Origin of the sequence: Leeuwenhoekiella polynyae, from assembly GCF_004104075.1 — a bacterium.
In the GTDB taxonomy this organism is placed as follows: domain Bacteria; phylum Bacteroidota; class Bacteroidia; order Flavobacteriales; family Flavobacteriaceae; genus Leeuwenhoekiella; species Leeuwenhoekiella polynyae.
Genome location: NZ_QOVK01000001.1, coordinates 625,003 through 650,635 on the forward strand (window position 1 = coordinate 625,003; position 25,633 = coordinate 650,635).

A 25,633-nucleotide genomic window follows, 5' to 3' on the forward strand; every position below is an offset into this window, starting at 1 on the left:
AAGCTATGGGATTAAAAGAAAAACTACACGGAATTAAAGAGGATTTCAAGGGTAAGAAAATGGCGCCTGCTTTTAATGCGCTTCATACTTTTCTTTATACACCTAATGAAACTACTCATAACGGTTCTCACATTAGAGCCGTAGACGATTTAAAGCGTACCATGAACACGGTGATTATGGCGCTTATCCCTGTTTTGATATGGGGGATATTTAATGCAGGTTATCAGCATTATGCTGCTGTAGACGCTGCAAACGGAATTATAAGAGAGGCAAGCCTTTTTGGTAATTTCTTCACTTGGGATAATTTTGCAATGGGTGCTATTACAGTGCTTCCGCTTGTGATTGTTTCTTACTTAGTAGGTCTTGGAGTAGAATTTATTTTTGCTGTTATTAAAGGTCATGAGGTAGAAGAAGGTTATTTAGTTACCGGGATGCTTGTGCCATTAATTGTTCCTGTTGATATCCCATTATGGATGCTAGCAGTTGCTGTTGTTTTTGGTGTTGTAATTGGTAAAGAAGTTTTTGGAGGAACAGGAATGAACATTCTTAACCCTGCATTAACTATTAGAGCCTTTCTATTCTTTGCATATCCTACTTGGATGAGTGGTGATAAAGTTTGGGTTCACGGTGCAAAAGATGTTGTGGGTACTCCTGACGCTATTTCTGGTGAGACTATCTTAGGAGCTTATGCTCAGAACTCTTCTGTAGTATATGATTTTGCTGATAAGTTTTTTGGCTTTATACCGGGGTCTGTAGGAGAAACTTCGACCTTCTTAATCATTTTAGGAGGTCTGTTTTTAATGTTCACTAAGATTGCAAGCTGGAGAATTATTTTTAGTGCAATTGTAGGTGCGGCTGTAATGGGGCTTATTTTTAACGGTGTTGTCTATCAAGGGTGGATTGCAGAAGGAAGTAAGTTTTACGGTCTTATGAACACACCTTTCTGGGAGCACTTAATAATAGGTGGTATCGCTTTTGGTATTGTATATATGGCAACTGATCCTGTGTCTGGAGCGCAAACCAATACTGGTAAATACTGGTACGGTTTCTTAATTGGTTTTTTCTCGATTATGATACGTGTGTTTAATCCGGCTTACCCTGAAGGAGTATTTTTAGCAATTCTTTTGATGAATGTTTTTGCTCCTACTATTGATCACTATGTGGTACAGGCGAATGTGAAAAAGCGTATGAAACGTTTAAAACTTAAAACTGCTTAATAATGGCAAATACAGATAAAAATAGTTACACGATAATCTTTGCTGTAGTTATGGTGCTTGTTGTTGGGGCATTGTTAGCCTTCACAGCATCTAGCTTGAAGCCTACGATTACTGAAAACGAACGCTTTGAAAAACAGCAAAACATTCTTTACGCAATGGGCGTCAATGAGAATGTTGAAGGTTCTGTGAATTTTATTCCTACTAGTGAAGTAGAAGCTGAATTCTCAAAATATATCAAAGAGCAATTGGTGATACAGAATGGTCAAGTTACAAAAGACAGCTCTGCATATCTTATAGACCTTAAAGGAGAACTGGCAAAAGATATGTCTGAACGCAGACTACCTTTATTTGTCGGAGAAAAAGAAGGTAAAGATTATTACATCATTCCTTTATATGGTAAAGGGCTTTGGGATGCAATCTGGGGTTTTGTTGCTTTAGATGCTGACTATGTGGTTCAAGGTGTTTATTTTGACCATAAGGGGGAAACTCCTGGTCTTGGAGCAAACATTAAAGAGCGCTACTTTATGGATGACTTTACCGGAGAAGAGATCATGAGCGGTACTCAATATGAAGGAATTACGGTGGCAAAAGGAAACAATGATCCGCTTAACGAACGTAAAGATGATGGTAAAGTAGATGCCTTAGCAGGAGCTACTATTACAGGTAATGGTGTAACTGCAATGATTAACAGCACTGTTAAGCTTTACATTCCTTACATTAAAGACTTAAAATTATAATTATGGCATTATTATCTAAAAAAGATACCGGGCTTTTATTAGACCCGTTAGCAGATAACAACCCGATTACAATTCAAGTATTAGGTATCTGTTCTGCTCTGGCGATTACAGCTCAGCTTAAAGCTTCTATTGTAATGGCGCTTTCAGTAGTGTTTGTATTAGCTGTAGGTAACGTGGTGATTTCGCTTATGCGAAATATCATACCTTCTAAAATTAGAATTATTGTTCAGCTCGTAGTAGTTGCAGCTTTGGTAATTATAGTGGATCAGGTTCTTAAAGCTTTTGCTTATGAACTGAGTAAGACTCTTTCAGTTTTTGTAGGTCTTATTATCACAAACTGTATTATTATGGGGCGTTTTGAAGCTTTTGCTTTAGGAAACGGGCCTTACAGATCTTTTCTTGATGGTATTGGTAACGCTGCGGGATACGGTTTGATTCTTATCATAGTAGGATTCTTTAGAGAGCTTTTAGGTTCTGGAACATTATTAGGCTTTAAAGTTTTAGGAGATCCTATCGCTAAAACAGGATTGTATGCAATAGGTTATGAGAACAATGGTTTTATGCTGCTTTCTCCAATGGCCCTAATTGTTGTTGGAATTATCATCTGGATTCAGCGCTCTAGAAACAGTGCATTAATCGAAGAAAACTAAAGATTACGATTGGAGCTTTAAAACTCCTTTCTAACTTTTTATTATAAAAAAATGGAACACGTAGAGTTATTTTTTAAATCAATTTTTATAGACAATATGGTTTTTGCCACGTTCTTAGGGATGTGTTCTTACCTTGCTGTTTCTAAAAAAGTTTCTACCGCTGTAGGTTTGGGTGCTGCTGTAATCTTTGTATTAGCAGTTACTGTGCCTATGAACTGGTTATTGGATCAATATGTATTACGCCCCGGAGCTCTTACCTGGTTAGGTGCTGAGTATGCAGACTACGATTTGAGTTTCCTTTCTTTCATTCTCTTTATTGCTACCATTGCGACCATGGTTCAGCTTGTGGAGATTGTAGTTGAGAAATTTGCTCCAGCATTATATACTTCACTTGGTATATTCTTGCCGCTTATTGCTGTAAACTGTGCGATACTTGGTGGATCACTTTTTATGCAATCAAGAGATATTCAAACTTTAGGTTTGGCATTTAACTATGGTTTAGCATCAGGGATCGGCTGGTTTCTTGCAATTCTTGCAATTGCTGCAATCCGTGAGAAAATCAGATATTCTAATGTACCTGCCCCTTTGAGGGGTCTGGGGATCACCTTTATCATTACCGGTCTTATGGCGATTGGTTTTATGAGTTTTGGAGGAATGCTTACTGGTGGTGAAGAGAAAACTGAAACTACTGATGAAGTAGCTAAAGTAGAAGTTCAAAAACAAGATGCGGCAACAGAAGATGAATCTTTAGCTGAAGTATCTCAAGAAATAAATAACAAGTAATATGTTTTTAGCAGCAAGTACAGGAGGAGTTATAGCCGCAACTGTAGTAGCGTTTTTAGTACTAACCCTTGTGTTAGTAGGATTACTACTTTTTGCAAAAGAAAAATTATCTCCGTCAGGTCCGGTAAAAATTACCATCAATGGCGAAAAAGAAATCGAAGTTGATTCTGGTAGTTCACTACTCTCAACTTTAGGAGGCAAAAAAGTATTCTTACCATCTGCTTGTGGTGGTGGTGGTACGTGTATTCAATGTGAGTGTCACGTAATGTCTGGTGGTGGCGAAGCGCTTCCTACTGAAACGCCACACTTTACGCGAAAAGAATTAGCAGCTGGTGCTCGTTTAGCTTGTCAGGTTAAAGTAAAGCAAGACATGAACATCCAGATTCCTGAAGAGGTATTTGGTATTAAAAAATGGGAAGCAACTGTTGTACGTAACTATAACGTAGCATCTTTTATTAAAGAATTCGTAGTTGAGATTCCTGAAGATATGGATTACAAAGCGGGTGGTTACATTCAGATAGAAATACCTGAAACTACTGTTAAGTTTTCTGATATGGACATTACTGCGCATCCTGATGAGCATGAGACTCCAGATAAGTTTCAAGAGGAATGGGAGAAGTTTAAGCTTTGGCCACTTGTAATGAAGAACACTGAAACTGTAGAGCGTGCCTACTCAATGGCTTCTTATCCTGCAGAAGGAAGAGAGATTATGTTGAACGTGCGTATTGCAACTCCACCTTTTGATCGTGCTAAAGGCGGTTGGATGGATGTAAATCCTGGTATTGCTTCTTCTTATATTTTCAGTAGAAAGAAAGGTGATAAAGTAACAATTTCTGGTCCTTATGGGGAATTCTTTATTAACGAGTCTGAGTCAGAAATGCTTTATGTAGGTGGGGGGGCAGGTATGGCACCAATGCGTTCGCATTTGTACCACTTATTCAAAACCTTAAAGACAGGTCGTAAAGTTACTTATTGGTACGGTGGTCGTTCTAAGCGTGAATTGTTTTATTTAAAACACTTCCGTGACTTAGAAGAAGAATTTGAGAACTTTAAGTTTTACTTAGTTCTTTCTGAACCTTTAGAAGAAGATAACTGGAAAGTAAAAGAAGATATAAACAGTCCTGGTGATGGTTTCACAGGGTTTGTTCACAATGCTGTAATTGAGCAGTATTTAGAAAAACACGATGAGCCAGAAGAAATCGAATTGTATTTCTGTGGACCGCCTTTAATGAACAAAGCTGTTCAGAAAATGGGTGAGGATTTTGGTATTCCTGATGAGAACATCCGTTTTGATGACTTTGGAGGATAATCAAATTCTAATAAATTTTAAAAAAAGCTGTTACGAAAGTAGCAGCTTTTTTTCTGCCCTAATTTCAGGCATACTATCTTTGCAAAATGGTAGAATTATTAAGCGAACAAGAGCTTCATAACCTTGCGATGAATATCGTAGGTAAAGATCTTGAAGAACAAGGGTTTGAATTTTTAGGAGTTAATTCAGAATTGAAACGTAACCCACAATTTGTAGCTCTACGAGATAAGAAGCTTCATTTTGTAATAGTACGAGTTAAGAAGTATCCTGAAAATGTTTCTGAATACAACCCTGTTTTTATGCAGAAAATAAAAGAACATGCTGCCAAGTTTAATGCCAGAACATTTTACGCGGGAGTAGGCTTAGGTAGCGCTTCGGATTATGGCAAACCCGTTGAAAAAGGAAATGAGTATACGGTAATATATAACGGACTTCAAGAGATTTGACATATGCGATTTATTTATAGTTTTATTGTTTTTACATTAATGGCAAGTTGCAAGCCAGATCCCAAGTTGGTTGTGCTCTCTGGTCAGGCATTAGGAACTGGGTATCAGGTTCAGTTTTATAGTGCAGAGCGTTTTGAAGTAGCCAAACAGTTTGATTCAACACTTGCTGTTATTAATAAATCGATGAGCACCTATCAAACAGATTCAGATATTTCCCGTATAAATGCCGGAGATACTTCTGTGGTTGTGGATGCAATGTTTAAAGAAGTTTTAGAGCTGTCTAAAAAGGTGTATAAAGCCACTGACGGAGTCTATGATCCTACAGTAGGTATTTTGGTGAACGCGTATGGTTTCGGTCCAGAAAAGCGCTTGAATCAACTTGATTCAGTAACCTTAGATTCTTTAAAACAATATGTTGGTTTGAATAAGATCAGGATTACTTCCGAGGGGAAAATTCAGAAAGATAATAAGTCGGTTTATCTCGATTTCAACAGTATAGCAAAAGGCTATTGTATAGATCGTATAGGTAAAATGCTCGAGGCTAATGGTGTCGAAAATTATTTGATTGAATTGGGAGGCGAACTTCTTGCGCGAGGTCAAAACCTAGATAAACAACAAGAATGGCGTGTAGGTATTGAAAACATAAATGCACCGGTTACAGACCGTGATTATACTGAAGCCGTTTCACTGCACAATAAAGGGATGGCAGGTTCTGGTAATTACCGGAAATTTAGAATAGATTCTATTACTGGTCAACGATTTGTACACACTGTAAATCCTATTACCGGCCTTGCGGAAAAAAGTGATGTTCTTAGCGCAACAGTGATTGCTAATTCTTGTGCAGAAGCAGATGCTTTTGCTACTGCTTTTATGGCATTGGGTTTTGAAAAATCTAAAGCAGTTTTATATAAAACAAGCGGAGTAGATGCTTATCTAATGTACACGAGAACAGCAGAAGATAGCATTAAAATCTATATGTCAGATTCTTTTAAAGATTATTTAGTGCCTGTCAATTAATCAGACTAAAATGACCTGTAACGCGCTCGCCTTCGAGTAAAATTAGTTCAAACCAATAGTCGTCTGGTTTTAAAAGGGTACCTAAATAAGTGCCATCCCATCCGTTACTATTAGCGCCCAATTCTTTCAATAATTTACCGTAACGATTATAGACTCTTATGACTGCCCCGGGGTATTCATCCAGACCTATTAACTGCCACGTATCGTGATAACCATCACCGTTGGGAGTAAAATACCTTGGATAGTCTAGAATTAAAAAAGGCTCTGAAATGGTAGTGGCGCAGCCTTGTGTGTCTTTTACAGCAATAGTATGATACCCTCTGGATAAACCGGTAAAAGTTGTGTTTGTTGTATACGGTCCTCCGTCAATAGCAAACTCATAGGCGCCAGTTCCGGTAACTGTAATAGTAGCTTCGTTTCTGGGGTAGTTTAGTCCGGTAATTTCAATACCGGTAATCGTTGCAGCTTCAGAAGATCGTACTTCTGTAGTTTTTGTGTTTGAACAACCAAAGCTGTTATAGGCTGTTACGCTATAGGTTCCTGTTTGTGTAATTTCAATCTCATTTAATGTAGAGCCACTTTCCCCGGTACTCCACTCATAAAAATCAAAACCGCTATCAATGCTTAAGATTTTTGGATTGGGCGCATCAATACATAAATATTGAATTTCTTCAAATGTATAATCTGGAGACTCTACAACTTGAACTTCAAAAGATTCATCAGCAAAACAACCCGTAATACTATTAATGCTTCTTAAGAATACAGTTTTAGAAATAGCTTCTGTATCCCAGAGTAAAGGCAAGCGATTGGCATCATTATTTCGGTCAGCGTCTGTTTCGTAGAAGTACGTGTCAAAATCTTCAGGATTTAATCCATCTAAAGCTTCTTCTTCAATATTAGAAAGATCGAAAGTAAGCATCATATTATCATCCCGGCAATAGATAAGTTGTGCCGGCTGCACCAGAGCCGGACTGTTTTGATAGCTGATGTCAAATTCATCAAAAATAAAACAGTTGGTAGCAGTGTTTCTCACGAAAAAGTGAACAGTAGTTCCACTTAGCGGTACGTTAATATCCTGTATTGGGTTTTGATTCATTAGAGCCTCGATGGCAGATCTATAATAAGAGATGACCAGATTAGATGAAGTGTTAATAATACCTTCGTTGAGAGCTATTAGATCATAATTAACGATACCTGTGGCATTGCAGATATACAAGTCGTTGGGATTGTTGTAGGAAGGAAGCGGATTGACAATGAGATCAAACAAAGTTATTTCAGTACAAGGCCCAATTACACTTGAAACACGTGCGTAGATCCTTTGGCTGTTTACTTTTGTATTTGTGTAGGTTGTTGCGGGTATAGAATTTTGATTTAAGTTGGCGTCATTTAAAGTTTCGTGAAAGCTCACTCGTGAGTTAGGAAAGTTTCTGGTAATTGCTGAAGCTTGACTTAATAGATTAAAACGAGCAAAGCCATCTTCAGTACCATCATCGTCACAGGTTTCGAGATTCTGTGGTGTGTTAAAGTCTGGGCTTTGAGGTAGAACTGCTGTTCCATTCAAATTGATTTGAAATCCTGAAGCTCCGTGAGCTCTATCTAATAAAATATAGTATGTTTCTCCGGCTTGTGTGTCAAGTTCTTTTAAGTAACCATTGCCATTTGGACCGGGACCTTCAGATAAATCGGCTTCAGTGGCATTTAAACCCGTATTGGCACTAACTCCTGCTGCGAGTGGATTGGTGCTGCTGCATCTTATAGACATATCTAAATTAGCGCAATCACTTACAGGTCCATAAACTGCGAAATCGTAATCATCGGTTCCATTGTCTGGTATGACGTCAAAACCTAAAGTTCCTCCTTGATCAATTTCTACCCTAAACCAAACTGTTTGATTATTGAAGCTGTAACAAGGAGGTGCAAAATTACCTGGCAAACTGAATTCGTCAAAACCTACTCCTTGTGGTTCAATTCCAACGGGTGTATTTCCGCAAAGTAAAATAGCATCAGTACAATCATTTGCTTGGCTAAAAATCCAATTACTGAACGTTAAAAATGCAATAAGGATTAAGTAGCTTTTTTTCATAAAGATCATTTATAACACACCGGAAGAATCTCATCTTTTGCCAGTCTGTACCTGTCAATTTCTGAAGCAGAAAGTTTTTTAGTATAATCAACTTCTTCAACCTTAAAACCTATACTGCGTAATTTATCAAAATAATCTCTTCCATAAACACGTACGTGGTCGTATTGACCAAAAATTGCTGCGCGTTCTTTTGGGTCTGTAATCGTGTCATCTGCAAAAGTTGTTGCTCGTGACATTTCTTGTGGAATTTGCAAAACAGCCATTCCACCTGGTTTTAAAACCCTATAGAGTTCTTGCATCGCTTTAGTATCGTCTGATATGTGTTCTAAAACGTGATTGCATAAAATGACATCATAAGTATTGTCATCAAAAGGCAGATCGCAAATATCTGCTTTTACATCAGCCAGAGGCGAAAACAGATCGGTAGTCGTATAATCCAGGTTTTTCAGATTTCTAAAAAGTTTGTAAAATGCTTGTTCCGGAGCAAAATGTAGCACTTTTGCAGGTATCGAAAAAAAGTCGGTTTCCTTTTTTAAAAAAAGCCAAAGTAACCGGTGACGTTCTAAAGATAGGGTAGAAGGGGAAAGTACATTTTCGCGCGGACTCCCATAACCATAAGGCAAGAATTTACGAAAGGTTTTACCATCAATAGGATCTTCGTAACAATCACCTTTTAAGCTAAATGCTAAAAAAGGTCGTGCCACATAACTTAAACGGATCAATAAAGGTCTGGGAACGAGATTTAAAATTCGTTTAAAAAGACTTGCAATCATACTTTTAGGTCACCCCAATTTTCACCGGTTTTTATACGGTGCAATTGCATTTCTGAAATACCAAATTGCTTAGCTAAAACTTTTAGACGAGTACGCCTATTAGGATCAAGTAGTTTTTTCTTGAGAACTTTTGCTTCGGCATAAGAGAGTTTAGTATAATGACGCTCTCCAGAAGTACGCCTTTTTATATCTAACGGACTGGTTTTTTGATGCGCATAACGCTCTTTATGTGTTGCCCATTTTAGATTAGCTACCCGGTTATCTGTTTTATCATGATTGAGGTGTAAAACAGCTTTTTCGTTTTCACCGGGCGTTAAGAATGCTTTTGCTAAAAGTTTATGCAGATAAAAATTACGTCGCTTTCCGTTTGCTAGTTTTACGTTCACAGTAACATAACCATTAATGTGACCGCCTTTAATCAAATTCCCTTTAGGGTCTTTGCTATAGCTACGTACTCTTCCGTAGTTGGAAAGCCCTATTTTATAATCTTCCTCCCAGTTTGCTTCACTGTAGTCTATCCAAGTTTCTAACTGCATGGCACTTGGTGGTATTTTTGGTTAGTTGGTAATTGGTTGTGCTCTAAAAGCGTCTTCTTCATCACTGGTGACGCCTAAGGCATCATAAATATACTTAAAAGTTGAAAGAAGCTCAGGTTTTCCGTCAACTAAAGCAACATCGTGTTCAAAATGAGCACTAGGTTCATTATCACGGGTTGTAATTGTCCATCCGTCACGATGCTGTTTGATGCGATGCGTACCACGATTTACCATAGGTTCTATTGCTACAACCATCCCTTCAATAAATTTCTTTCCACGACCGCGTCTTCCGTAGTTAGGCATTTCAGGATCTTCGTGCATTGTAGCTCCTACACCGTGACCTACTAATTCGCGTACGATACCATAACCGTGATCTTCACAATATTTTTGTATTGCATATCCCACGTCACCTACGCGGTTACCAAATTTAAATTCAGCGATACCTTTGTACAATGATTCTTTAGTGATCTGGAGTAATTTTTTGGTTTCCGGTTCTACCTCACCTACTTCAAAAGTATAGGCGTGATCTCCGTAAAAGCCATTTTTTAAAGCACCACAATCTATAGAAATAATGTCACCATCTTCTAATGGATTGTTATTAGGAATCCCGTGAACGACCTGCTCATTAGGACTCATACACAATGTGTTTGGGAAATCATATAAACCCAAAAATCCTGGTATAGCACCGTGATCACGTATACAAGTTTCTGCGATTTTATCAAGTTCAAGTGTGGTTACACCGGGTTTAACTTCTGCTGCTAGTGCACCAAGGGTTTTAGAAACAATAATGGCACTCTCGCGCATCAATTCTATCTCTTCCCTTGTTTTAACTATAATCATGTCTCTTTTTTAGGAGGCACAAAGGTACAAAGTTTAGCTTATTAGATGGCTTTTAAATAGAAACTAAAACAGCATTAAATAGCACTTTAAAGACTATCAGGATTGTTTGCAATGGTTTTAAAGAGTTTAGCCTTTGCTTTGTAAAATTTATTAGTGATTTCAATCTGTTTTAATTGAGAATCTATGAGTTTTAATTCTCGCGAGTTTATGAGGAAGATTGAACTTTCACCTACTTGATATTTACGCTCTTCTGCAGTTAACATCGCATCATAATTAATTACTAATTCAGACACTAAATCATTTTGTTCTTCAAGGGTATTAAGTTCTGTGTTAACAGCTAAAATCTTATTCTTAAGTTGTAAGCGGGTATTGGTTAACTCGTATTCTGTGTCTCTCAATTTCAATTGAGCTAGTTTTAAATCACCGCGCTCTTTTCGAAGAAATAAGGGCATTTTAAAACGTAAACCGGCTTTATAATTTTGTGTATAAAATGTGTTGAGATCATCGGGCTCTGAAGTGATAAAATTATAGTTGACATCAATTACAGGTAAAAGCTTATTGCCTTTAAATTGTTTATCGATTTCTAAGCCTTGCACTTTATAAGAAAGCGAGCGCATTTTAGGATGTTCTTCAACTTCAAAATTTGCAAGATCAAAACCTGTGATGTTTAAGGTTTCATCAATTACAAAATCTAAATCTCTCTGCGGAAAAACTCCCGGCTGTAATTCAACAGGGATATTATTTCCCACCCATAAAAAATTAGAAAGTTCAAGTTTTTTTTGAATGAACTCCAGCTGAACTTCTTTCAGGCTCAACTCTCTGCTTTGTACACTTATTTTAGCTTCAGTGGTATCAATTAACGGAATGTCTCCGGCAAGCGCGCTGGTTTTAATTCCTTTAAATCTGATTATCGTATTCTCAAGAAATCGTTCATAAAGCCTTACTTTTTTATAAGCCTGAAGCCATTCAAAATACGCGACTGATGCATCATAAAGAATGGTGTTCACTGCGATATCGAGATCTGCTTTAGTTTGCTCCCGGTATAATTTGGCTTGTTTAAGGGTAGCCATACGTTCATTAATCCATAAGCCCTGACCTAAAGATGCCGAGATTCCCGCAGTGTAAAGACCATTTTCTGGTACTGTCTTCTGCGGATTTAAATAGTAACCATCATTTTGCTCAAACTGTGCTTTAAGATCAATACCATACCAAGTGGGGATTTTAAAAGTAGCATTAAGCAGATTGTAATACTCGGTCTCTTTAAAAACTTTCTGATCAAAATCAACTTCAACTTTAGGATCAAAACCACCGCGAGCCTTTAATAATTTTGCTTCACCGGTTTCACCTATGAGTTGCGCCTGTTTTGCTACCGGATGGTTTTGCTTTACCAGGCTCATATATTCTTTAAAGCTTAGTATTTGCAATTCATCTTCCTGAGCAAAAAGGCTAAAACAACCTGTCAAAAATAAAAGTAAAACTAGCGTGTTTTTCATTTCTTTTTAGTTTCAGGTGAGCTGGCAGGTGTGTAGTAATTAGGAGGGAATCCGTTGAGTTTTCGCCATAATTCATACCAAATAGGCACATCTTCCAGAAGAGCCAGTGTATTTGCTCCGGCTCCTATGCGCAATTCTTCTGGCCAGGGCTGTTCTTCTTCATCAGGAGCAAGTAATACTCGGTATTTTCCGTTAGCACTAATAAAGCGTTCAATAGCAACTACTTTACCTCCAAAGGTTCCGAAGGAGTTGTAAGGCCATCCGCTAAATACAATAGAAGGCCATCCATCAAATTGAATACGTACTTTTTCACCGGGATGAATCAATGGTAAATCTATAGGCTTCACATAGGTTTCTACGGCAATGTCAAAGTTAGATGGCATTATACTTACTAATTGCTGCCCTTCTTTAAATGTTTCTCCCAGACCACCTATAATGGCTTTATTGATGAAACCATCCTGAGGGGCACGTACATAATAGAGCGCATTACGTATCTCATAATTTGTGCGGCTATTCTCTAGTTTGCTTACCGCAGCTTCTGTGTCATATTGAGTAGAAAGCGCCGTAGCTTGATCACTTTGTGCTTTTGAAATTTTATCAGCGTAGGTAGCTTCGAGACGGTTAAGCTCAATCTTTGCATTTAAAAGTTCATTCCTGCTAGCAAGTAGTTTATTCTCTTGAGAAATTATTTTAGCTTGACTTTCCTGAAGTTTCAGTCGCTTTTCTTCAACATCTGTAACTGCTTTTAAACCTTCTTGCTGAAGCGCTAAAGTTCGCTCATACTGACGTTCTGCAATGCGTAAGTTTGTTTTTGTGGCCTCATAATCTATGCTATCACTTTTAATTTTTAAACCAGCCTGAATACGTTTGTTTTCGGCTTGTTGCAATTTTAAAGTACGCTCATTTCTTAAAGCTCCTATCTGGTTGCCTAAAGCATTTACTTTGTTCTTATAAGAGGCTACAGAACTTGTCTTTGCCCGTACCTGTTGATCTGTGCGCTCTATTAGGTTAGGGTCAAAGTACTCGTTTTTGATTTCGGTAATAAATAAGATTGTATCTCCTTTTTTTACAAAATCTCCTTCTCGTACATACCATTTCTCAACACGCCCGGGAATAGGTGATTGAATGGTTTGCGGTCTTTGCTCAGGAGTCAAGGTCGTTACATATCCAATCCCTGAAATGGTCTGCGTCCAAGGTAAAAAGAGAATGACGATCAGGATAACTGAAAACACTTTTAAAAAACGGTTGAAGTAGGTGTAGTGCTTTTTATTTAAAACCTTTTTAGAAGCTTTATAGCCCGAAATATCAACCTTTTCGTTCAGTTTATCGTGTGATATATTAAGCATAGCTTTTAGTTTAAGTTTGAAATTTTACCACCATCTAACCATAATGTGCGTTCGCAGCAATTTTGCCAAGCCCGGTCTTTACTGGCCACAATTACGGCCCAACTGTTAGACTTGTCAAAAATGAAATTAACGATGCGCTCTTTTTCTTCAGCAGAAAATTTAGTTAGAGGTTCTTTTAAAATCAGGACTTTGGGCTTGCGTACAATACTGCGCGCCATAACGATTTTATCTGCGATAGTACGAGATAATCGCTGCGCTTCAGGTTTAATCACAGTGTGAAGCCCTTTAGGCTGTTCTTTGATAAATTCTGAAAGCCCCATGTTTTTAACCGCCCAATCCACGTCTTTTTCAGGTACTGTAGGATCGCCAAAAGTAATGTTTTCTAAAATGGTTCCCTCAAATGGTGATTCTTCAGGGAAAGACTGTCCCAATAAAGAACGGTAATGATTCGGGTTAATCCCTTTAAACGATTTGTTATTGATGTAAAACTCACCGGCTGTAGGTTCAAGGATCCCTGCGATAATCTTTAATAAGGTGCTCTTTCCACTTCCGTTAGGACCATTGATCAGAAGATGCTCTCCTGGGTTCACAGTAAGCGAAATGTCTTTAAGAATAGTTTTATTGTCTGTTGTATCTACATAGCTGATATCTTTCAGTTCAAGAGTAAAATTATCTGTATCAGTAAAGGGTTTATCAAGATCTTGAGGCTCTAATTCTTTGTCTACAACCTGACCTACTTTTTCTAATGCAGTAAGTAAATCATAAAAATTCTCCAGTCCCAGAATCAGTTTTTCAACAGAATTTATAATGAGTAGAATGATGATTTCTGCAGCGACAAACTGACCAATATTCATCTGTTGATTGAGTACCAGAATACCACCTATTAATAAAAGACCGGCGGTAACAAGAACTTTAAACCCTATCATTTGCATAAACTGAATACGCAAAATTCTAAAGTGACTTTCTCGAGAATCAATATAATCACTAACTAGGGCATCATTCTTATTGATGGCAAGACTGGAGCGACCCGAAAGTTTAAAACTCACAAGCGTTCGCGCAATTTCCTGAATCCAATGTGCGATTTTGTATTTGTATTTGGATTCGCTAAGACTGGTTTGCAGTCCGGTATTTCCTGTAAATTTAAAAACCAGATAGATCAAAATGATCAGAAGCAATCCATAAAAAATAAAGAATGGATGGTAAAAAGACAGTAAGATCAGTCCAAATACAATTTGTACCAAAGCTGCCGGAAAATCAAGAACCAGTTTATATAATCCTTTTTGAATAGTAAGAATATCAAAAAAACGGTTTGCCAATTCTGGTGGGTAGTAATCATTGAGTTCGCTCATTTTTATCTTCGGAAAGCGATAGGTGAACTCAAAAGAGGCACGGGTAAATATTTTTTGCTGAATGTTTTCAACGATACGTATCTGCATCAATTGAAGCGCACCAACAAAGGCCACTCCTAATGTTACTAAAATAACGAGAATAATCCACGACGTGGTAATCTGTGCTCCCTGAATTAGGTTTACAATCGCCTGAATTCCTAATGGAAGCGATAAACTCACAATACCGGCAAAAATGGCGTAGTAAAGAATCTGAAGAAAATCTTGTTTTTCTAACTGCAGCAGACGTATAAAACGTTGCCAGGGCGTTAATGATTTATTATCCATAAAATTCTAGGAGTTTAATAAGTTTGATGTCAGGTGGATGAAATATTGAGAAGGGGAGGTTTTTGCTCCGCAATCTGTCAATGAAGTAAAATGATCTTTCAAAAAGTGTTGATGTAATGAACCTGCAAGAATGGTACTTGCAAGACTCGACGGGTAAGGATAACCCTCATTTACATCTGCGATCATTTCTTTGAGACGATTAGATAGCCTCTTATAAATCAGAAAATAACCTTCTTTGTTCTCGTCGTCAACTTCTTTAGTGAGATACGATTTAGAATATTCATTAATCACAATCTTATTTAATGCTACCTCATTAATATGATTAAAGGATTGATCTTCTTCTACTTCACGTGTAAGGATTTCTATTGCTTGATTAAGCTTGTGTTTAGGATCTTTGATATTTATAGTCGCAAATGCCAGTTGGTATTCTTTCCAACCCCAATACCAATTAGTAAGGTATATTAAGAATTTGTGCTTATTCTCAAAATACCGGTAAATAGAGCTCTCGTTAGACTGTATATGTTCACCCAGTTTTTTGAATGTAAAATTGTCAAAACCCAACTCATTGATTAATAGAATCCCGTGTTCTACTATACGTTTACCTAAATCTGAAGACTCAGGATCTTTTAAATAGATGCTTTCATTAATTGAGATCTTCAGGTTTCGAAGTAAATCATTCATAAAAAATATATTTATTCGCAAAAGTAATAGTAACACTATCAATTTTTAAAATTTTACGATTTTTTTAAGCTATATCGTTATAGTTATTTGATATAGTTTTTTATTTATAAATGATAATCGGTTGAAATTGAGTTGCTAATTAGTAGGTGGTTGTCATATCCTCATCAATAACGATTATAAAATCTGCTTGATTTAAATATTCTTCTTCAAGATTTTCTAATCTTTTTTGGGAAACGCTGCTAATAGTTGTGTAGTTAAGGTTAGGTTCAGCTTGTTGCAAATACCATAAAATCCCCTCGTGAAAATCACTATGATAGGAACCGTTGTAGTGAATAAATACGTGATCAGGCTTTCGATTTTTTAGAATAAAATATGCCATTGTCGCATCTTTTAAAGCTTGGGCCATTACGAGATTTGGAGAGCCGTGATCCCCCATCATTTTTAGGATCTCGCGATAGCGTGGTAATTGCGAATCAAATGGTATGGGTAGAGGGGCAATCCATTGTTTTTCTTCAGAAGGAAGACTGTCTAAAGCTTCAAAGCCTTGTTTGTAAACCATACTTGCATAACGTCGCGGAACATTCGTCGCGATAAATTTTAATTTTTCCGTTTTAGCAAAATCAACAAGCGGTTGATAATCTGTTTTATGATTTATCCAAAGTCGGGCTGTCGAGTCTAATTGTTGGAGGTCTATGTTATCATTTAAATAAGCATTGATTTGAGCTTGGTTATCAGCTTCAATCATTTCTGCACCCAGAGTAAGTTTTTGAGTCTCCAACAGATCTTTAGTAACCTCTAACTCTAACCAATGAGCGATAGGGTTGTCGTGTATTTCACCAAAAAGAATAACATCTTTTTTATGCTGAAGAGAGTCAAGCATCGTTTGATATGTCACTGAATTGCCTGAAGCATCAAACAAGGTGTAAGCTGGCTTATCCTGAGCGATAATCGAAACAGGAAGAAATACAGATGTTATGATAAGCAGAAGATGTTTGAACATGGCTCAGTTTTAATTCTAAAAATACAACTTTATGTAAAGTGAGAGTATGGGTAACTTAATACAGTTTAGTCGCAAAGGCCATAAATCGAAGCAAGATTTTAGCTTTACTGAGAGCTGAAATTATCTTGTCTGAATCTCTGTTTAAATCTTAATTTTTTAATTAATCTAAATCGCTGTTGGGTTGCCTATCTTTGCAACTCTAAATAGAAACAATGGCACAGAATTTTAAAGAGCTTGGATTAAGTAATGGTTTGATCAAAGGATTGAATGAATTAGGCATCGTAACTCCAACAGCAATACAAGCTGAAGTAATTCCTCTTCTACTGGAAAGTAAAACGCATTTGGTAGGACAGGCACAAACCGGTACGGGAAAAACTGCTGCGTATGGATTGCCTATTCTTGAGCAGGTAAACCCCAAACAAAAAAGCATTCAGGCGTTGATTTTGTGTCCCACTCGTGAATTGAGTCAACAGGTGGCAAAGCAGTTGTTTCGATTTACAAAATACACTGATAAGATTTTTACAGAAGCCGTGTATGGTGGAGAGAAAATAGATATTCAGATTAAAAATCTGACGCGACCTACGCATATTATCGTGGCAACTCCTGGGAGGCTTATTGATCTGCTTAATCGTAAAGCGATAGACCTTTCTCAGGTGGAAACCGTTGTTCTGGACGAAGCTGATGAAATGCTTAGTATGGGATTTAAGCAACAACTTGATGAGATTTTAGGATTTGTGCGGGGTGTGGGGAGCAAGTGGTTGTTTTCGGCGACAATGCCTCATGGTATTAAGCAAATTGTAAATGAGCATATGAATGCTGATGCGCATCGCATTCAGATAAGTAGAGATGTTGTAAATAAGAACATCGATCACAAGTTTTTACAATGCGATGAAACAGAAAAATTACCCATTTTGCTTGATTTTCTAAAAAGGAAAGGAGGAGAGCGTGGAATTATTTTTTGTAAGACCAAAGCAGCCACAGCAAAATTAGCAAAACAGTTAGCTGCAAAAAATATTGCTGCGGAAGCTTTACAAGGGGATATGTTGCAGAAAGAGCGTGATAAAGTGATGCGTGCTTTTAAAAATGAAAGTCTTCGGTTATTAGTAGCTACAGACATAGCTGCGCGCGGTCTGGATGTTCAAGACCTTACATTTGTAATTCATTACCAGATGCCAGATCAGGAAGAATACTATACACATCGAAGCGGTAGAACTGCACGTGCCGGTAAAGAAGGGCTTTCACTGGCACTTGTAACTTCAAAAGAACTGCGTATTCTTAGAAATTATGAGAAAGCTTTGGGAATAGGTTTTGGAGAAATTAAAAGCCGTTAATTCAATTAATAACTTTCAATAACCTTTTTTAGGTCAGCGCGGGTTAGTACTCCGCTCTGACGCCATACTTGTTTTCCGTCTTTAAAAAGCATTAAAGTGGGCACACCACGCACTTGAAATTTTTGAGCGAGGGTTTGGTTTTTGTCTACATCTACTTTGATAATTTTTACTTTTTCGCCCATATCCTTTTTCACATCCTCAAGAATAGGAGCAAGGGTTTGACATGGACCACACCATGTCGCAAAGAAATCTATTAAAACCGGGATTTCTGAATCTGTAAGGTTGCCAAAGCTTGTTTTCATACTGCAAAACTAGAAGTATTATATCGATTAGGAAAATGCTTTAACTACATCTTAATACTATGCTAAGATGTCTTGTTATACGCGTTAAAGGGCGTTAATACTTTGTATAGGGCTTCGCCTGCGTTGTAACTTGCAAATGAACAAATTAACAGACCACACTTAAAAAAAATACTATGGAAAAGAATAAAGAAAATGTACTGGTAGCTGGAGCAAACGGTACAACTGGAAAACAAATTGTTTCTTATTTAAAAGAGTCTCAATATTTTAATCCTGTTGCTATGGTGCGAAAAGAGGAACAGCAAGAGCAATTTAAAATTCAAGATATAGATACAGTTTTGGGTGATCTGGAAAAAGATCTATCTCACGTGGTTAAAGATATAGATAAAGTGATTTTTGCCGCTGGTTCTGGCGGTAATACCGGACCAGATAAAACCACAGCTGTAGATCAGGAAGGTGCAAAAAGCCTTGTAGACGCCGCTAAAAATGCCGGAGTGAAAAAATTTGTAATGCTTAGTTCTATAAATGCGGACAATCCTGAAAGTAGTGATAGTCTGCGCCATTATCTAGAAGCAAAAAGAAATGCAGATAATTATCTAAAGAAAAGCGGATTGGCTTACACCATTGTACGTCCAGGAACTTTAAAAAACGAAACCGGTACTCGTAAAATTGAAGCAGCAATAGACGTAGAACCCGGAAAAATTACAAGAGATGATGTGGCATATACGTTAGTGCACGTTCTTAATGATGATGTTGCTCAAAATGCCGTTTTTGAAATGATAGAAGGAGACGAGCGAATTGAGGATGCGATCAAAGCATTTTAAAGCAAATATTTTAAAAAATAAAACCCTGTATAGCGAGAGCCTTACAGGGTTTTGTTGTTTTACTCGATAATAACCGAGGTTGAATGCTTTGAGGATTGCTTCAAGGTGGTTTACTTTAAAAAGGTATCTCTAATTATCTAGTTCAGGTAGAATAAAACCCCAAAGTTGAGACTGCTGCGGCCATTACGAATGGTTTGGCCAACGTCATTTTGATTAAAAACATCAGTAACACCAGACTGAGCGTCATATTCAATAAATAAGATGGTGCTTCTATTTATTTCAAATTTATAGCCTACCCCCAGAGAAATACCAAAGTCTGTAGAGCTAAACACCTCTTTAATGTCCATATTCAGTTCAGAATCTGTAGCGCTCACTAGAAAGCCTGCATAGGGACCAAAGTGTAAATACCAATTTTTACGTGACCCAAAATGCCAGCTTGCCAGTAGCGGTAAGGTGACATAATTTAATCGGAAATCTGTGGTAATTCTATTGAAATTTTCGTCTTCGATAAAAGCGTCACTCCAGCCTTTATTATCGTAGATCAATTTAGCTTTAATTCCCCAGCTTTCGGAGAAGTAGTATTCTCCGGTTGCAGCTACGTTAAATGAAATACGTGAACTTGTATTGCTCTGCCCATCTGCTGTAGATACATTAGCCAGGTTAAGACCTGCATGTAAACCCATTTGAAAATCTCCTTGGCGTTGCGCGTTTATGGTGTAAAGTCCTAAAAAGGTTAGGGAAATAAAAAGTAAAAATTTATTCATTCAAAAAGTGTTAAGATGTGATTTCCAGGCATAATTAATTGTTTGTTATCCCGGGAATTAAAAATTGGTTAAATGATTTTTAGCAATCGGGAGCTAAAATACTAAAGTTTAGAGGTAGGATTTTATGGTTTTCCGTAATAAATATAACTTTTGACTGTTTGGTAGTACTAAAGTTTTATAACAGACTATAAATCAACAAAAAGAAGAGTGTTAAATTTTTAACTTTTTTGTACTTTGGATAAAATGTGATTATAAGTCAAGCAAATAGGAACGATTGACAAAAGAAGGCAATTCAATTATTAGGGCTTACGTACTCTAGAATACGCAAAGCTTACGATTAAGCCCGAAACCCGTATTGGCTATCCGTTTTATAGACCGTAGACTGCTTAGAACAGGAGGACTATTAATTTAAATTAACGAGATTCCCCCCATAATTTTAAATGACTTGTCTTGGCAAGAAACTAAATTTAGATTATTTTATCCGCTAAAGATTACTCCATTTATGTTCACGTTTATCGCTTCTATTCTTTTATTAATTCTGGGATATTTTACCTATGGGAAATTTGTCGAAAAAGTATTTGGAGTACGGGACATCGAGGAAAATACACCATCTCATACCGAAAACGATGGAGTAGATTTTATACCCTTAAAAAAGCAAAAAAATGCCTTTATACAATTGTTGAATATTGCGGGTGTAGGTCCTATTTTTGGACCCATACTTGGAGCTCTTTATGGACCTGCAGCTTTTTTATGGATTGTATTGGGATGTATTTTTGCGGGTGGGGTACACGATTACCTTACCGGAATGATATCGGTACGGAACAAGGGTTTACAACTTCCTGCGCTTGCTGCAAAATATATCGGCAAACCCTTTAGTCACCTGGTAAACCTGTTTGCATTAATACTGTTGCTACTGGTAGGAACCGTATTTGTAGTGGCACCATCAGAAATGATTAGTGAATTGCTAGGTGGTAGTCAGCAAACCCTGCTGATTATTACCGGGGTGATTTTCCTGTATTATACCGTGGCCACGATATTACCTATTGATAAAATTATAGGTCGTATATATCCTTTTTTGGGAGCTATGCTTTTATTTAGTGCATTAGCTATTGGGATCGGGATATTTTTTAGCAGTAACCCTATACCAGAAATTAATTTTGAAAACCTGCACCCCGATGCTATTCCCTTTTATCCGGTAATTTTTCTAACCATATCCTGCGGGGCGCTTTCGGGATTTCATGCGACCCAAACCCCTATAATTTCCAGAACCCTTAATAATGAGAAAGACGGGCGTTACGTATTTTATGGAATGATGATCGCCGAAGGGATTATTGCTATGGTTTGGGCTGCTGCCGCCATGACGATAACAGATCAGCAGGAAATGGCCCAACTTCTAGAAGTAGGAGGACCCGGTCTGGTGGTAAACCGTTTGGCAACTATTATATTGGGTTCTGTGGGAGGAACTGTTGCTGTGATTGGTATTATCGTATTGCCTATAACTTCTGGAGATACTTCATTTAGAGCAGCGCGAATGATTATCGCTGAATATATTAATCTGCCACAGAAAAAAATTAAAAATAGATTCGTGATTGCCATACCCATTTTTGCAGTTTCTTTTCTCTTACTTACCATTGTAGATTTTGAGATGTTATGGCGTTATTTTTCTTGGGCGAATCAGGTTACTGCGGCAATAGCACTCTGGACTGGTACCGCTTATTTGTATCAGAAGGGAAATTATTATTGGATTGCGCTGGTACCGGCAGTTTTTATTACCAGTGTGGTGGGTTCCTATATTTTTTATGATAGTGACTTAGGATTTGGCCTGGGGTTGACATTGAGTAAATGGATTGGTATTGGCTTTTCGGCTAGTTGTGCACTACTCATTCTTTTTGGGTCAGGCCTAAAAAAAGCTATGAATTTCAATTCAAAATAGAAACCGGCTACAGCTTTATAGGAGAATAGGCTTTTATTTTAAGTGGAGATGGCCCTTAGGTGGAGTATCAAAATCTAGATTTTATGAATATCTACGTATAGCCAATAAGCTATCAAAACAGGAATTTGCTAATACTGAATCTGTATTAGCCTAGGGTGAAAATTACGTTAGTGTTCTAGCTACGAAATAAAAAACGTAATACAGGAAACAATTAAGATCTGTAGCTACAGCTTCTAGCTAAGGATAAGTAGGTCTACTAATTTATAGTAGAGGCAGCGTTGTTTTTTAGGCAGTCCTTCTTAACTAGTGTAAAACAAAAAACCCTAGAAATCAGTAAGATATCTAAGGTTAGAGTACCCGGAATGGGACTTGAACCCACACGTACGAAGTACACACGGCCCTCAACCGTGCCTGTCTACCAATTTCAGCATCCGGGTTTATTTAATTTAAAAATACATTAAAATTAAAACCAACTGTTGCTTTGGTTTTGATTTGTGACTTGGCTGGGGCTCGAACCCAGGACCCTCTCCTTAAAAGGGAGATGCTCTGCCAACTGAGCTACCAAGTCGGTAATCTTAGTTCAATTCAAAACAATCTTAAAAAATAAAACCAGACGTTGAGATCTGGTTTGTATTTTGTGACTTGGCTGGGGCTCGAACCCAGGACCCTCTCCTTAAAAGGGAGATGCTCTGCCAACTGAGCTACCAAGTCTTTCCTTAAATGCGGGTGCAAATATACATCCATTTTTTTTATCTACACAAGACTTTTTATGATAAATTTGAATAAAAATAAAGAGGCAGTTATAGGCTTCTGAAAATCAGTAAATTTAATAATGAAAATATATTTAATTGGCTATATGGGATCGGGAAAATCTACTTTAGGGAAGATTTTAGCCCGAGAAAAGAATATGAATTTCATCGATTTTGATGAATACCTTGAAGAAAAAGAAGGAAAACGTATAGCTGACCTATTCAAAGAAAGAGGAGAAATCTACTTTAGAAAGCAAGAAGCTTATTATCTACAAGAGCTTTTAGATGGCTTTGATAATACAATTATAAGTCTTGGTGGTGGTACACCTTGCTATGGTGATGCTATGCAGCGTATAAAAGCCGCTGAAGGAACTTCAGTATATATAAATGTAAAAGTTGAAGAATTAACTAATCGTTTGTGGTCACAACGCGATCACAGGCCTGTGTTAAAACATCAGGATACACCAGAGAAGTTAGAAGAGTTTGTACGTAAGCATTTATTTGAGCGCAGTTTTTACTACAATCAGGCAGCTATAAAAATTAGAGTTGAGGGACACACAATAGCCCAATTGATAAGTGAACTCGACGAAAAACTATTCTAGTACCGCAGAATCATTACCCGGCTTAAAGCGCACCTTAACGCGTTCTTGTAAAGAAGTGCTAAGAGAAATTCCTTTAAAATCTGCTTTAACGGGATATTTTTTATGGTTTCTGTTGACCAGTACTGCAGTTTTGAACTTTTTTAGCGGAACGTCAAGAAAATGTTTAACTCCATAAATGAGTGTGGTTCCCGAATTCAAAACATCATCAATCAATACAAGGGATTTATCCTGATAGTCTTTTGATTCTAATGAAGTCTCAACAGTACCTTGTGGGGCCATTTTATTCATAGTCACTTTACAAAGTGTACAGTTGAGGTCGGATACCTCTTCTAGAATCGCTTTAAGGCGCTCTGCGATCACATAGCCGTTTAGAGTAATACCGGCAAGAATGATTTCCTGCTCGTCTACATTACTCTCGTAAATTTGATACGCAATACGGCGTATTTTATTTTGAATATCCTCATGATTGAGTATGGTCTGCACAGCAGTTTTCATCGGGTCGTTGTTGTTAATTTTTCAAAGATAAAAAAGAGTTCTTTGCCATCTCGCGGTTTTATAGAATTATAACACCGTTCTAAAGTTTTTATGCCGAAGTATTCAGAAAAAAGTTTTTGATACTCCATAAAGCTTCCTCCAAACGGAGGACCGTTTTCTGTTAATGGGAAATCAAAAAGCACCCCTGCTAGTTTTCCGTTAGGCTTTAATATATCAGAACACTTTTTAGCGTAGTCTGTTCTCAGTTCTGGCTGAAGAGCACAGAAAAAGGTTTGTTCAAGAATCAGGTCATAACACCCTGTATGGTCAAAGAAATTTCCCTCTATGAAATGAGAAGATGAAACTTGAGGTAAAGACTCTTGAAGTTGGTTTAAAGCAGGCCTAGAAAGATCAATCACCGTTACATTTTGAAAACCATTTTTAATTAGATACTGAGCCTCGTGACCAAAACCAGCACCCGGAATTAAAATCTTCAGACTTTTATTAGCAAGTTGATCAACATAAGTTTTTAAAGGCGTTGATATATTACCAATATTCCAACCGGTTTCCTGATTTAGATATCTGTTTTCCCAATATTCCTTATTTAAATCAGTCTTCAAAAAAGTCGTCGTTTTCGTGAAAATCGTCTAGGTCGCGGCGGTCTTTTTTAGTAGGCCTTCCGGTACCTTTTTTACGGTAATAATCCTTAGAGTATTTTAACAGATCTAATTTTTCAAGATTTTCTGCAGGTGTTTTATCTACACAATACAAACCTACCAGTTTAGCGCCAACTCGGCTGGAGGGGTGGGCTAAAACCTCAATAACATAGTTGATCTGGTTTTTTCTTACCTGTATGGTATCTGAAGGAAAAACTTCTCTTGAGGGTTTTACTGCAACATCATTTATTTTTACCTGTCCTTTTTTACAGGCATTTGTAGCGATAGAACGGGTTTTAAAGTACCGTATACACCACAAATATTTATCAACACGCATAATCTATTGCTTTAAAGCTCGTTTTTAACAATACAAAAATAGCGTAAAATTGTATCTTGCGCGACCTAAAAGCAATATGATGAATATGGTAAGGAATGTATTAGTGGCTGCTCTGGGCCTTTTAATTATTGTCTCTTGTAAAAAAGATGATGACGGAGGTCCAACAGTTGAACCTCCTCGTGATTTTGGTGAGGTTGCATTAGAGAGTCAAGAGATTTTTGAAGCTTTTTTAAGTACTCACTTTTATAACTATGAGGAGTTTGAAACTGAAGCTCAAGATTTTGATTATAAAATTAGGTTTGATACCATAAGTGGGGCTAATTCAGACAAGACATCTTTAATGGAGCAAGTTATCGTAAAAACTATAAAGCGAGGCGGTGTTGATCATAAACTTTATGTGCTTGTAGCCAGAGAAGGTGAGGGTGTAAAACCTCATTTTGCAGATTCTACCTTAGTCAACTACGAAGGGAATGTGCCTTATAAAAATAAGTTTGATTTTTCAGTGACTCCTGTTTGGGAAGACCTTGCTTCTGCAGCACCTGCTGCAGAACTGTACACGCAAACTCCTAATTATTTAGATGGTTTTGCTAATGCTTTACCGGAATTTGGCGTAGCTACTGAGGTTGGTATTGGTGCTGATGGTTCTACCACATATAGTAATGATTATGGGATAGGTGCTATTTTTATTCCAACAGGTTTAGCTTATTACAACTCTAGATCTGGTACTATTGCTCCTTACGAAAATCTTATTTTTAAAATAGAACTGATCGCATTTAAAGAGACTGATCACGATAGAGACGGAATACCATCCTACCTAGAAGATATTAATGGTAATAATTATGTGAATGATTTGGGAGATGATACAGATGGAGATCGAGTTCCTGATTATTTGGATACCGATGATGACGGTGATGGGACCCCCACCCGGGAAGAAATTAATTTAGATGAAGATGGAAACCTAATATTGCCATTTCCTGATAGCGACAATGATGGAGTTCCGGATTATCTGGATCCAGATATTAGCTAGATTCAAAATAAATACATAATAAAAATCCCGCTATTCAAATTGAATAGCGGGAT

Annotated in this window: 26 protein-coding genes and 3 tRNA genes; 12 read left to right on the forward strand and 17 right to left on the reverse strand. The window is 37.3% G+C overall.

Annotation, left to right across the window (positions count from 1 at the left end):
• Positions 1-5 precede the first annotated feature (5 nt).
• From DSM02_RS02630 to DSM02_RS02660, 7 genes are all read left to right on the forward strand, one after another.
• Positions 6-1,217 carry an NADH:ubiquinone reductase (Na(+)-transporting) subunit B gene (locus tag DSM02_RS02630; protein ID WP_128764180.1) on the forward strand — a complete coding sequence of 404 codons (1,212 nt, stop codon included), beginning with the start codon at positions 6-8 and terminating at the stop codon, positions 1,215-1,217.
• Positions 1,217-1,954 (forward strand): Na(+)-translocating NADH-quinone reductase subunit C, encoded by a 738-nt coding sequence (locus DSM02_RS02635; protein WP_128764181.1) that lies wholly within the window; start codon positions 1,217-1,219, stop codon positions 1,952-1,954. Before DSM02_RS02630 ends, DSM02_RS02635 begins: the two co-directional genes overlap by 1 nt.
• Positions 1,955-1,956: 2 nt before the next feature.
• Positions 1,957-2,604 (forward strand): NADH:ubiquinone reductase (Na(+)-transporting) subunit D, encoded by a 648-nt coding sequence (locus DSM02_RS02640; protein WP_128760212.1) that lies wholly within the window; start codon positions 1,957-1,959, stop codon positions 2,602-2,604.
• Positions 2,605-2,655: 51 nt separating this feature from the next.
• On the forward strand, positions 2,656-3,387 hold the full coding sequence (gene nqrE, locus DSM02_RS02645) for an NADH:ubiquinone reductase (Na(+)-transporting) subunit E (RefSeq protein WP_128760213.1): 732 nt from the start codon (positions 2,656-2,658) through the stop codon (positions 3,385-3,387).
• 1 nt (position 3,388) lies between these two features.
• Complete coding sequence (nqrF, locus tag DSM02_RS02650; RefSeq protein ID WP_128764182.1) at positions 3,389-4,696, forward strand: NADH:ubiquinone reductase (Na(+)-transporting) subunit F; 1,308 nt, start codon at positions 3,389-3,391, stop codon at positions 4,694-4,696.
• An 86-nt stretch (positions 4,697-4,782) separates the two neighbouring features.
• Entirely contained in the window at positions 4,783-5,142 is a 360-nt protein-coding gene (locus tag DSM02_RS02655; RefSeq protein WP_128764183.1) for a Na(+)-translocating NADH-quinone reductase subunit F, read from the forward strand.
• Between the two features lie 3 nt (positions 5,143-5,145).
• The gene (locus DSM02_RS02660) at positions 5,146-6,159 is read left to right on the forward strand and encodes an FAD:protein FMN transferase (RefSeq protein ID WP_128764184.1); all 1,014 of its coding nucleotides are present in this window, start codon (positions 5,146-5,148) and stop codon (positions 6,157-6,159) included.
• Here DSM02_RS02660 and DSM02_RS02665 read toward each other — a convergent pair.
• From DSM02_RS02665 to DSM02_RS02705, 9 genes are all read right to left on the reverse strand, one after another.
• Positions 6,152-8,242, reverse strand: coding sequence for a T9SS type B sorting domain-containing protein (locus tag DSM02_RS02665; RefSeq protein ID WP_164918213.1), 2,091 nt, complete (start codon positions 8,240-8,242; stop codon positions 6,152-6,154). The genes DSM02_RS02660 and DSM02_RS02665 overlap by 8 nt on opposite strands.
• 5 nt (positions 8,243-8,247) lie before the next feature.
• Positions 8,248-9,012, reverse strand: coding sequence for a class I SAM-dependent methyltransferase (locus DSM02_RS02670; RefSeq protein ID WP_128764337.1), 765 nt, complete (start codon positions 9,010-9,012; stop codon positions 8,248-8,250).
• Positions 9,012-9,551, reverse strand: coding sequence for an HNH endonuclease (locus DSM02_RS02675; RefSeq protein ID WP_128764186.1), 540 nt, complete (start codon positions 9,549-9,551; stop codon positions 9,012-9,014). The genes DSM02_RS02670 and DSM02_RS02675 overlap by 1 nt, the downstream gene beginning before the upstream one ends.
• 21 nt (positions 9,552-9,572) lie before the next feature.
• A complete protein-coding gene (gene map, locus DSM02_RS02680; RefSeq protein ID WP_128764187.1) occupies positions 9,573-10,391 on the reverse strand; it encodes a type I methionyl aminopeptidase in 819 nt (272 codons plus the stop codon).
• Positions 10,392-10,477: 86 nt separating this feature from the next.
• Positions 10,478-11,884, reverse strand: a complete 1,407-nt coding sequence (locus tag DSM02_RS02685) for a TolC family protein (RefSeq protein ID WP_128764188.1) — start codon at positions 11,882-11,884, stop codon at positions 10,478-10,480.
• Positions 11,881-13,230: an HlyD family secretion protein gene (locus DSM02_RS02690; RefSeq protein WP_128764189.1), complete on the reverse strand. Its 1,350-nt coding sequence runs from the start codon at positions 13,228-13,230 to the stop codon at positions 11,881-11,883. The genes DSM02_RS02685 and DSM02_RS02690 overlap by 4 nt, the downstream gene beginning before the upstream one ends.
• 5 nt (positions 13,231-13,235) lie before the next feature.
• The gene (locus DSM02_RS02695; RefSeq protein ID WP_128764190.1) at positions 13,236-14,903 is read right to left on the reverse strand and encodes a peptidase domain-containing ABC transporter; all 1,668 of its coding nucleotides are present in this window, start codon (positions 14,901-14,903) and stop codon (positions 13,236-13,238) included.
• A gap of 6 nt (positions 14,904-14,909) precedes the next feature.
• Positions 14,910-15,584 carry a TetR/AcrR family transcriptional regulator gene (locus DSM02_RS02700; protein ID WP_128760223.1) on the reverse strand — a complete coding sequence of 225 codons (675 nt, stop codon included), beginning with the start codon at positions 15,582-15,584 and terminating at the stop codon, positions 14,910-14,912.
• 139 nt (positions 15,585-15,723) lie between these two features.
• Entirely contained in the window at positions 15,724-16,584 is an 861-nt protein-coding gene (locus DSM02_RS02705; protein ID WP_128764191.1) for a ChaN family lipoprotein, read from the reverse strand.
• 212 nt (positions 16,585-16,796) lie between these two features.
• On the opposite strand from DSM02_RS02705, the gene DSM02_RS02710 reads away from it, so the two are divergent.
• On the forward strand, positions 16,797-17,915 hold the full coding sequence (locus tag DSM02_RS02710; protein WP_128764192.1) for a DEAD/DEAH box helicase: 1,119 nt from the start codon (positions 16,797-16,799) through the stop codon (positions 17,913-17,915).
• 5 nt (positions 17,916-17,920) lie between these two features.
• Here the strand turns inward: DSM02_RS02710 and trxA are convergent, their stop codons facing one another.
• Positions 17,921-18,217: a thioredoxin gene (gene trxA / locus DSM02_RS02715; protein ID WP_128760226.1), complete on the reverse strand. Its 297-nt coding sequence runs from the start codon at positions 18,215-18,217 to the stop codon at positions 17,921-17,923.
• A 173-nt stretch (positions 18,218-18,390) separates the two neighbouring features.
• Between trxA and DSM02_RS02720 the strand changes: the two genes are divergently transcribed.
• The gene (locus tag DSM02_RS02720) at positions 18,391-19,038 is read left to right on the forward strand and encodes an SDR family oxidoreductase (RefSeq protein WP_128764193.1); all 648 of its coding nucleotides are present in this window, start codon (positions 18,391-18,393) and stop codon (positions 19,036-19,038) included.
• Positions 19,039-19,175: 137 nt separating this feature from the next.
• On the opposite strand, the gene DSM02_RS02725 is transcribed toward DSM02_RS02720, so the two are convergent.
• Entirely contained in the window at positions 19,176-19,802 is a 627-nt protein-coding gene (locus DSM02_RS02725) for a porin family protein (RefSeq protein ID WP_128764194.1), read from the reverse strand.
• A 502-nt stretch (positions 19,803-20,304) separates the two neighbouring features.
• Here DSM02_RS02725 and DSM02_RS02730 point away from each other — a divergent pair.
• On the forward strand, positions 20,305-21,735 hold the full coding sequence (locus tag DSM02_RS02730) for a carbon starvation CstA family protein (protein ID WP_128764195.1): 1,431 nt from the start codon (positions 20,305-20,307) through the stop codon (positions 21,733-21,735).
• Between the two features lie 354 nt (positions 21,736-22,089).
• Here the strand turns inward: DSM02_RS02730 and DSM02_RS02735 are convergent.
• From DSM02_RS02735 to DSM02_RS02745, 3 genes are all read right to left on the reverse strand, one after another.
• Positions 22,090-22,172: transfer RNA gene (locus tag DSM02_RS02735), tRNA-Leu, on the reverse strand.
• Between the two features lie 58 nt (positions 22,173-22,230).
• Positions 22,231-22,303: transfer RNA gene (locus DSM02_RS02740), tRNA-Lys, on the reverse strand.
• Between the two features lie 70 nt (positions 22,304-22,373).
• A tRNA-Lys gene (locus tag DSM02_RS02745) sits at positions 22,374-22,446 on the reverse strand.
• Positions 22,447-22,567: 121 nt separating this feature from the next.
• Here DSM02_RS02745 and DSM02_RS02750 point away from each other — a divergent pair.
• The gene (locus tag DSM02_RS02750; protein ID WP_128764196.1) at positions 22,568-23,086 is read left to right on the forward strand and encodes a shikimate kinase; all 519 of its coding nucleotides are present in this window, start codon (positions 22,568-22,570) and stop codon (positions 23,084-23,086) included.
• Here the strand turns inward: DSM02_RS02750 and DSM02_RS02755 are convergent.
• Genes DSM02_RS02755 through DSM02_RS02765 form a run of 3 tightly spaced genes read right to left on the reverse strand, consistent with a single transcriptional unit; the run spans position 23,078 to position 24,553 of the window.
• Complete coding sequence (locus tag DSM02_RS02755; RefSeq protein ID WP_128764197.1) at positions 23,078-23,581, reverse strand: phosphoribosyltransferase family protein; 504 nt, start codon at positions 23,579-23,581, stop codon at positions 23,078-23,080. The two genes, DSM02_RS02750 and DSM02_RS02755, sit on opposite strands and share 9 nt — an antisense overlap.
• Complete coding sequence (locus DSM02_RS02760; protein WP_128764198.1) at positions 23,578-24,180, reverse strand: methyltransferase domain-containing protein; 603 nt, start codon at positions 24,178-24,180, stop codon at positions 23,578-23,580. Before DSM02_RS02760 ends, DSM02_RS02755 begins: the two co-directional genes overlap by 4 nt.
• A complete protein-coding gene (locus DSM02_RS02765; protein ID WP_128764199.1) occupies positions 24,170-24,553 on the reverse strand; it encodes an RNA-binding S4 domain-containing protein in 384 nt (127 codons plus the stop codon). The genes DSM02_RS02760 and DSM02_RS02765 overlap by 11 nt, the downstream gene beginning before the upstream one ends.
• Positions 24,554-24,602: 49 nt before the next feature.
• Between DSM02_RS02765 and DSM02_RS02770 the strand changes: the two genes are divergently transcribed.
• Positions 24,603-25,580, forward strand: coding sequence for an FKBP-type peptidyl-prolyl cis-trans isomerase (locus DSM02_RS02770; RefSeq protein WP_164918214.1), 978 nt, complete (start codon positions 24,603-24,605; stop codon positions 25,578-25,580).
• The last annotated feature ends 53 nt before the right edge of the window (positions 25,581-25,633 follow it).

What these genes read in the sequence shown, in the direction of transcription:
- DSM02_RS02630 (WP_128764180.1), top strand. Translation starts at nt 6, where the DNA reads ATGGGATTAAAAGAAAAACTACACGGAATTAAAGAGGATTTCAAGGGT.
- DSM02_RS02640 (WP_128760212.1), top strand. Translation starts at nt 1,957, where the DNA reads ATGGCATTATTATCTAAAAAAGATACCGGGCTTTTATTAGACCCGTTA.
- nqrE (WP_128760213.1), top strand. Translation starts at nt 2,656, where the DNA reads ATGGAACACGTAGAGTTATTTTTTAAATCAATTTTTATAGACAATATG.
- nqrF (WP_128764182.1), top strand. Translation starts at nt 3,389, where the DNA reads ATGTTTTTAGCAGCAAGTACAGGAGGAGTTATAGCCGCAACTGTAGTA.
- DSM02_RS02655 (WP_128764183.1), top strand. Translation starts at nt 4,783, where the DNA reads ATGGTAGAATTATTAAGCGAACAAGAGCTTCATAACCTTGCGATGAAT.
- DSM02_RS02660 (WP_128764184.1), top strand. Translation starts at nt 5,146, where the DNA reads ATGCGATTTATTTATAGTTTTATTGTTTTTACATTAATGGCAAGTTGC.
- DSM02_RS02665 (WP_164918213.1), bottom strand. Translation starts at nt 8,242, where the DNA reads ATGAAAAAAAGCTACTTAATCCTTATTGCATTTTTAACGTTCAGTAAT.
- DSM02_RS02675 (WP_128764186.1), bottom strand. Translation starts at nt 9,551, where the DNA reads ATGCAGTTAGAAACTTGGATAGACTACAGTGAAGCAAACTGGGAGGAA.
- map (WP_128764187.1), bottom strand. Translation starts at nt 10,391, where the DNA reads ATGATTATAGTTAAAACAAGGGAAGAGATAGAATTGATGCGCGAGAGT.
- DSM02_RS02685 (WP_128764188.1), bottom strand. Translation starts at nt 11,884, where the DNA reads ATGAAAAACACGCTAGTTTTACTTTTATTTTTGACAGGTTGTTTTAGC.
- DSM02_RS02690 (WP_128764189.1), bottom strand. Translation starts at nt 13,230, where the DNA reads ATGCTTAATATATCACACGATAAACTGAACGAAAAGGTTGATATTTCG.
- DSM02_RS02695 (WP_128764190.1), bottom strand. Translation starts at nt 14,903, where the DNA reads ATGGATAATAAATCATTAACGCCCTGGCAACGTTTTATACGTCTGCTG.
- DSM02_RS02700 (WP_128760223.1), bottom strand. Translation starts at nt 15,584, where the DNA reads ATGAATGATTTACTTCGAAACCTGAAGATCTCAATTAATGAAAGCATC.
- DSM02_RS02705 (WP_128764191.1), bottom strand. Translation starts at nt 16,584, where the DNA reads ATGTTCAAACATCTTCTGCTTATCATAACATCTGTATTTCTTCCTGTT.
- DSM02_RS02710 (WP_128764192.1), top strand. Translation starts at nt 16,797, where the DNA reads ATGGCACAGAATTTTAAAGAGCTTGGATTAAGTAATGGTTTGATCAAA.
- trxA (WP_128760226.1), bottom strand. Translation starts at nt 18,217, where the DNA reads ATGAAAACAAGCTTTGGCAACCTTACAGATTCAGAAATCCCGGTTTTA.
- DSM02_RS02720 (WP_128764193.1), top strand. Translation starts at nt 18,391, where the DNA reads ATGGAAAAGAATAAAGAAAATGTACTGGTAGCTGGAGCAAACGGTACA.
- DSM02_RS02725 (WP_128764194.1), bottom strand. Translation starts at nt 19,802, where the DNA reads ATGAATAAATTTTTACTTTTTATTTCCCTAACCTTTTTAGGACTTTAC.
- DSM02_RS02730 (WP_128764195.1), top strand. Translation starts at nt 20,305, where the DNA reads ATGTTCACGTTTATCGCTTCTATTCTTTTATTAATTCTGGGATATTTT.
- DSM02_RS02750 (WP_128764196.1), top strand. Translation starts at nt 22,568, where the DNA reads ATGAAAATATATTTAATTGGCTATATGGGATCGGGAAAATCTACTTTA.
- DSM02_RS02755 (WP_128764197.1), bottom strand. Translation starts at nt 23,581, where the DNA reads ATGAAAACTGCTGTGCAGACCATACTCAATCATGAGGATATTCAAAAT.
- DSM02_RS02765 (WP_128764199.1), bottom strand. Translation starts at nt 24,553, where the DNA reads ATGCGTGTTGATAAATATTTGTGGTGTATACGGTACTTTAAAACCCGT.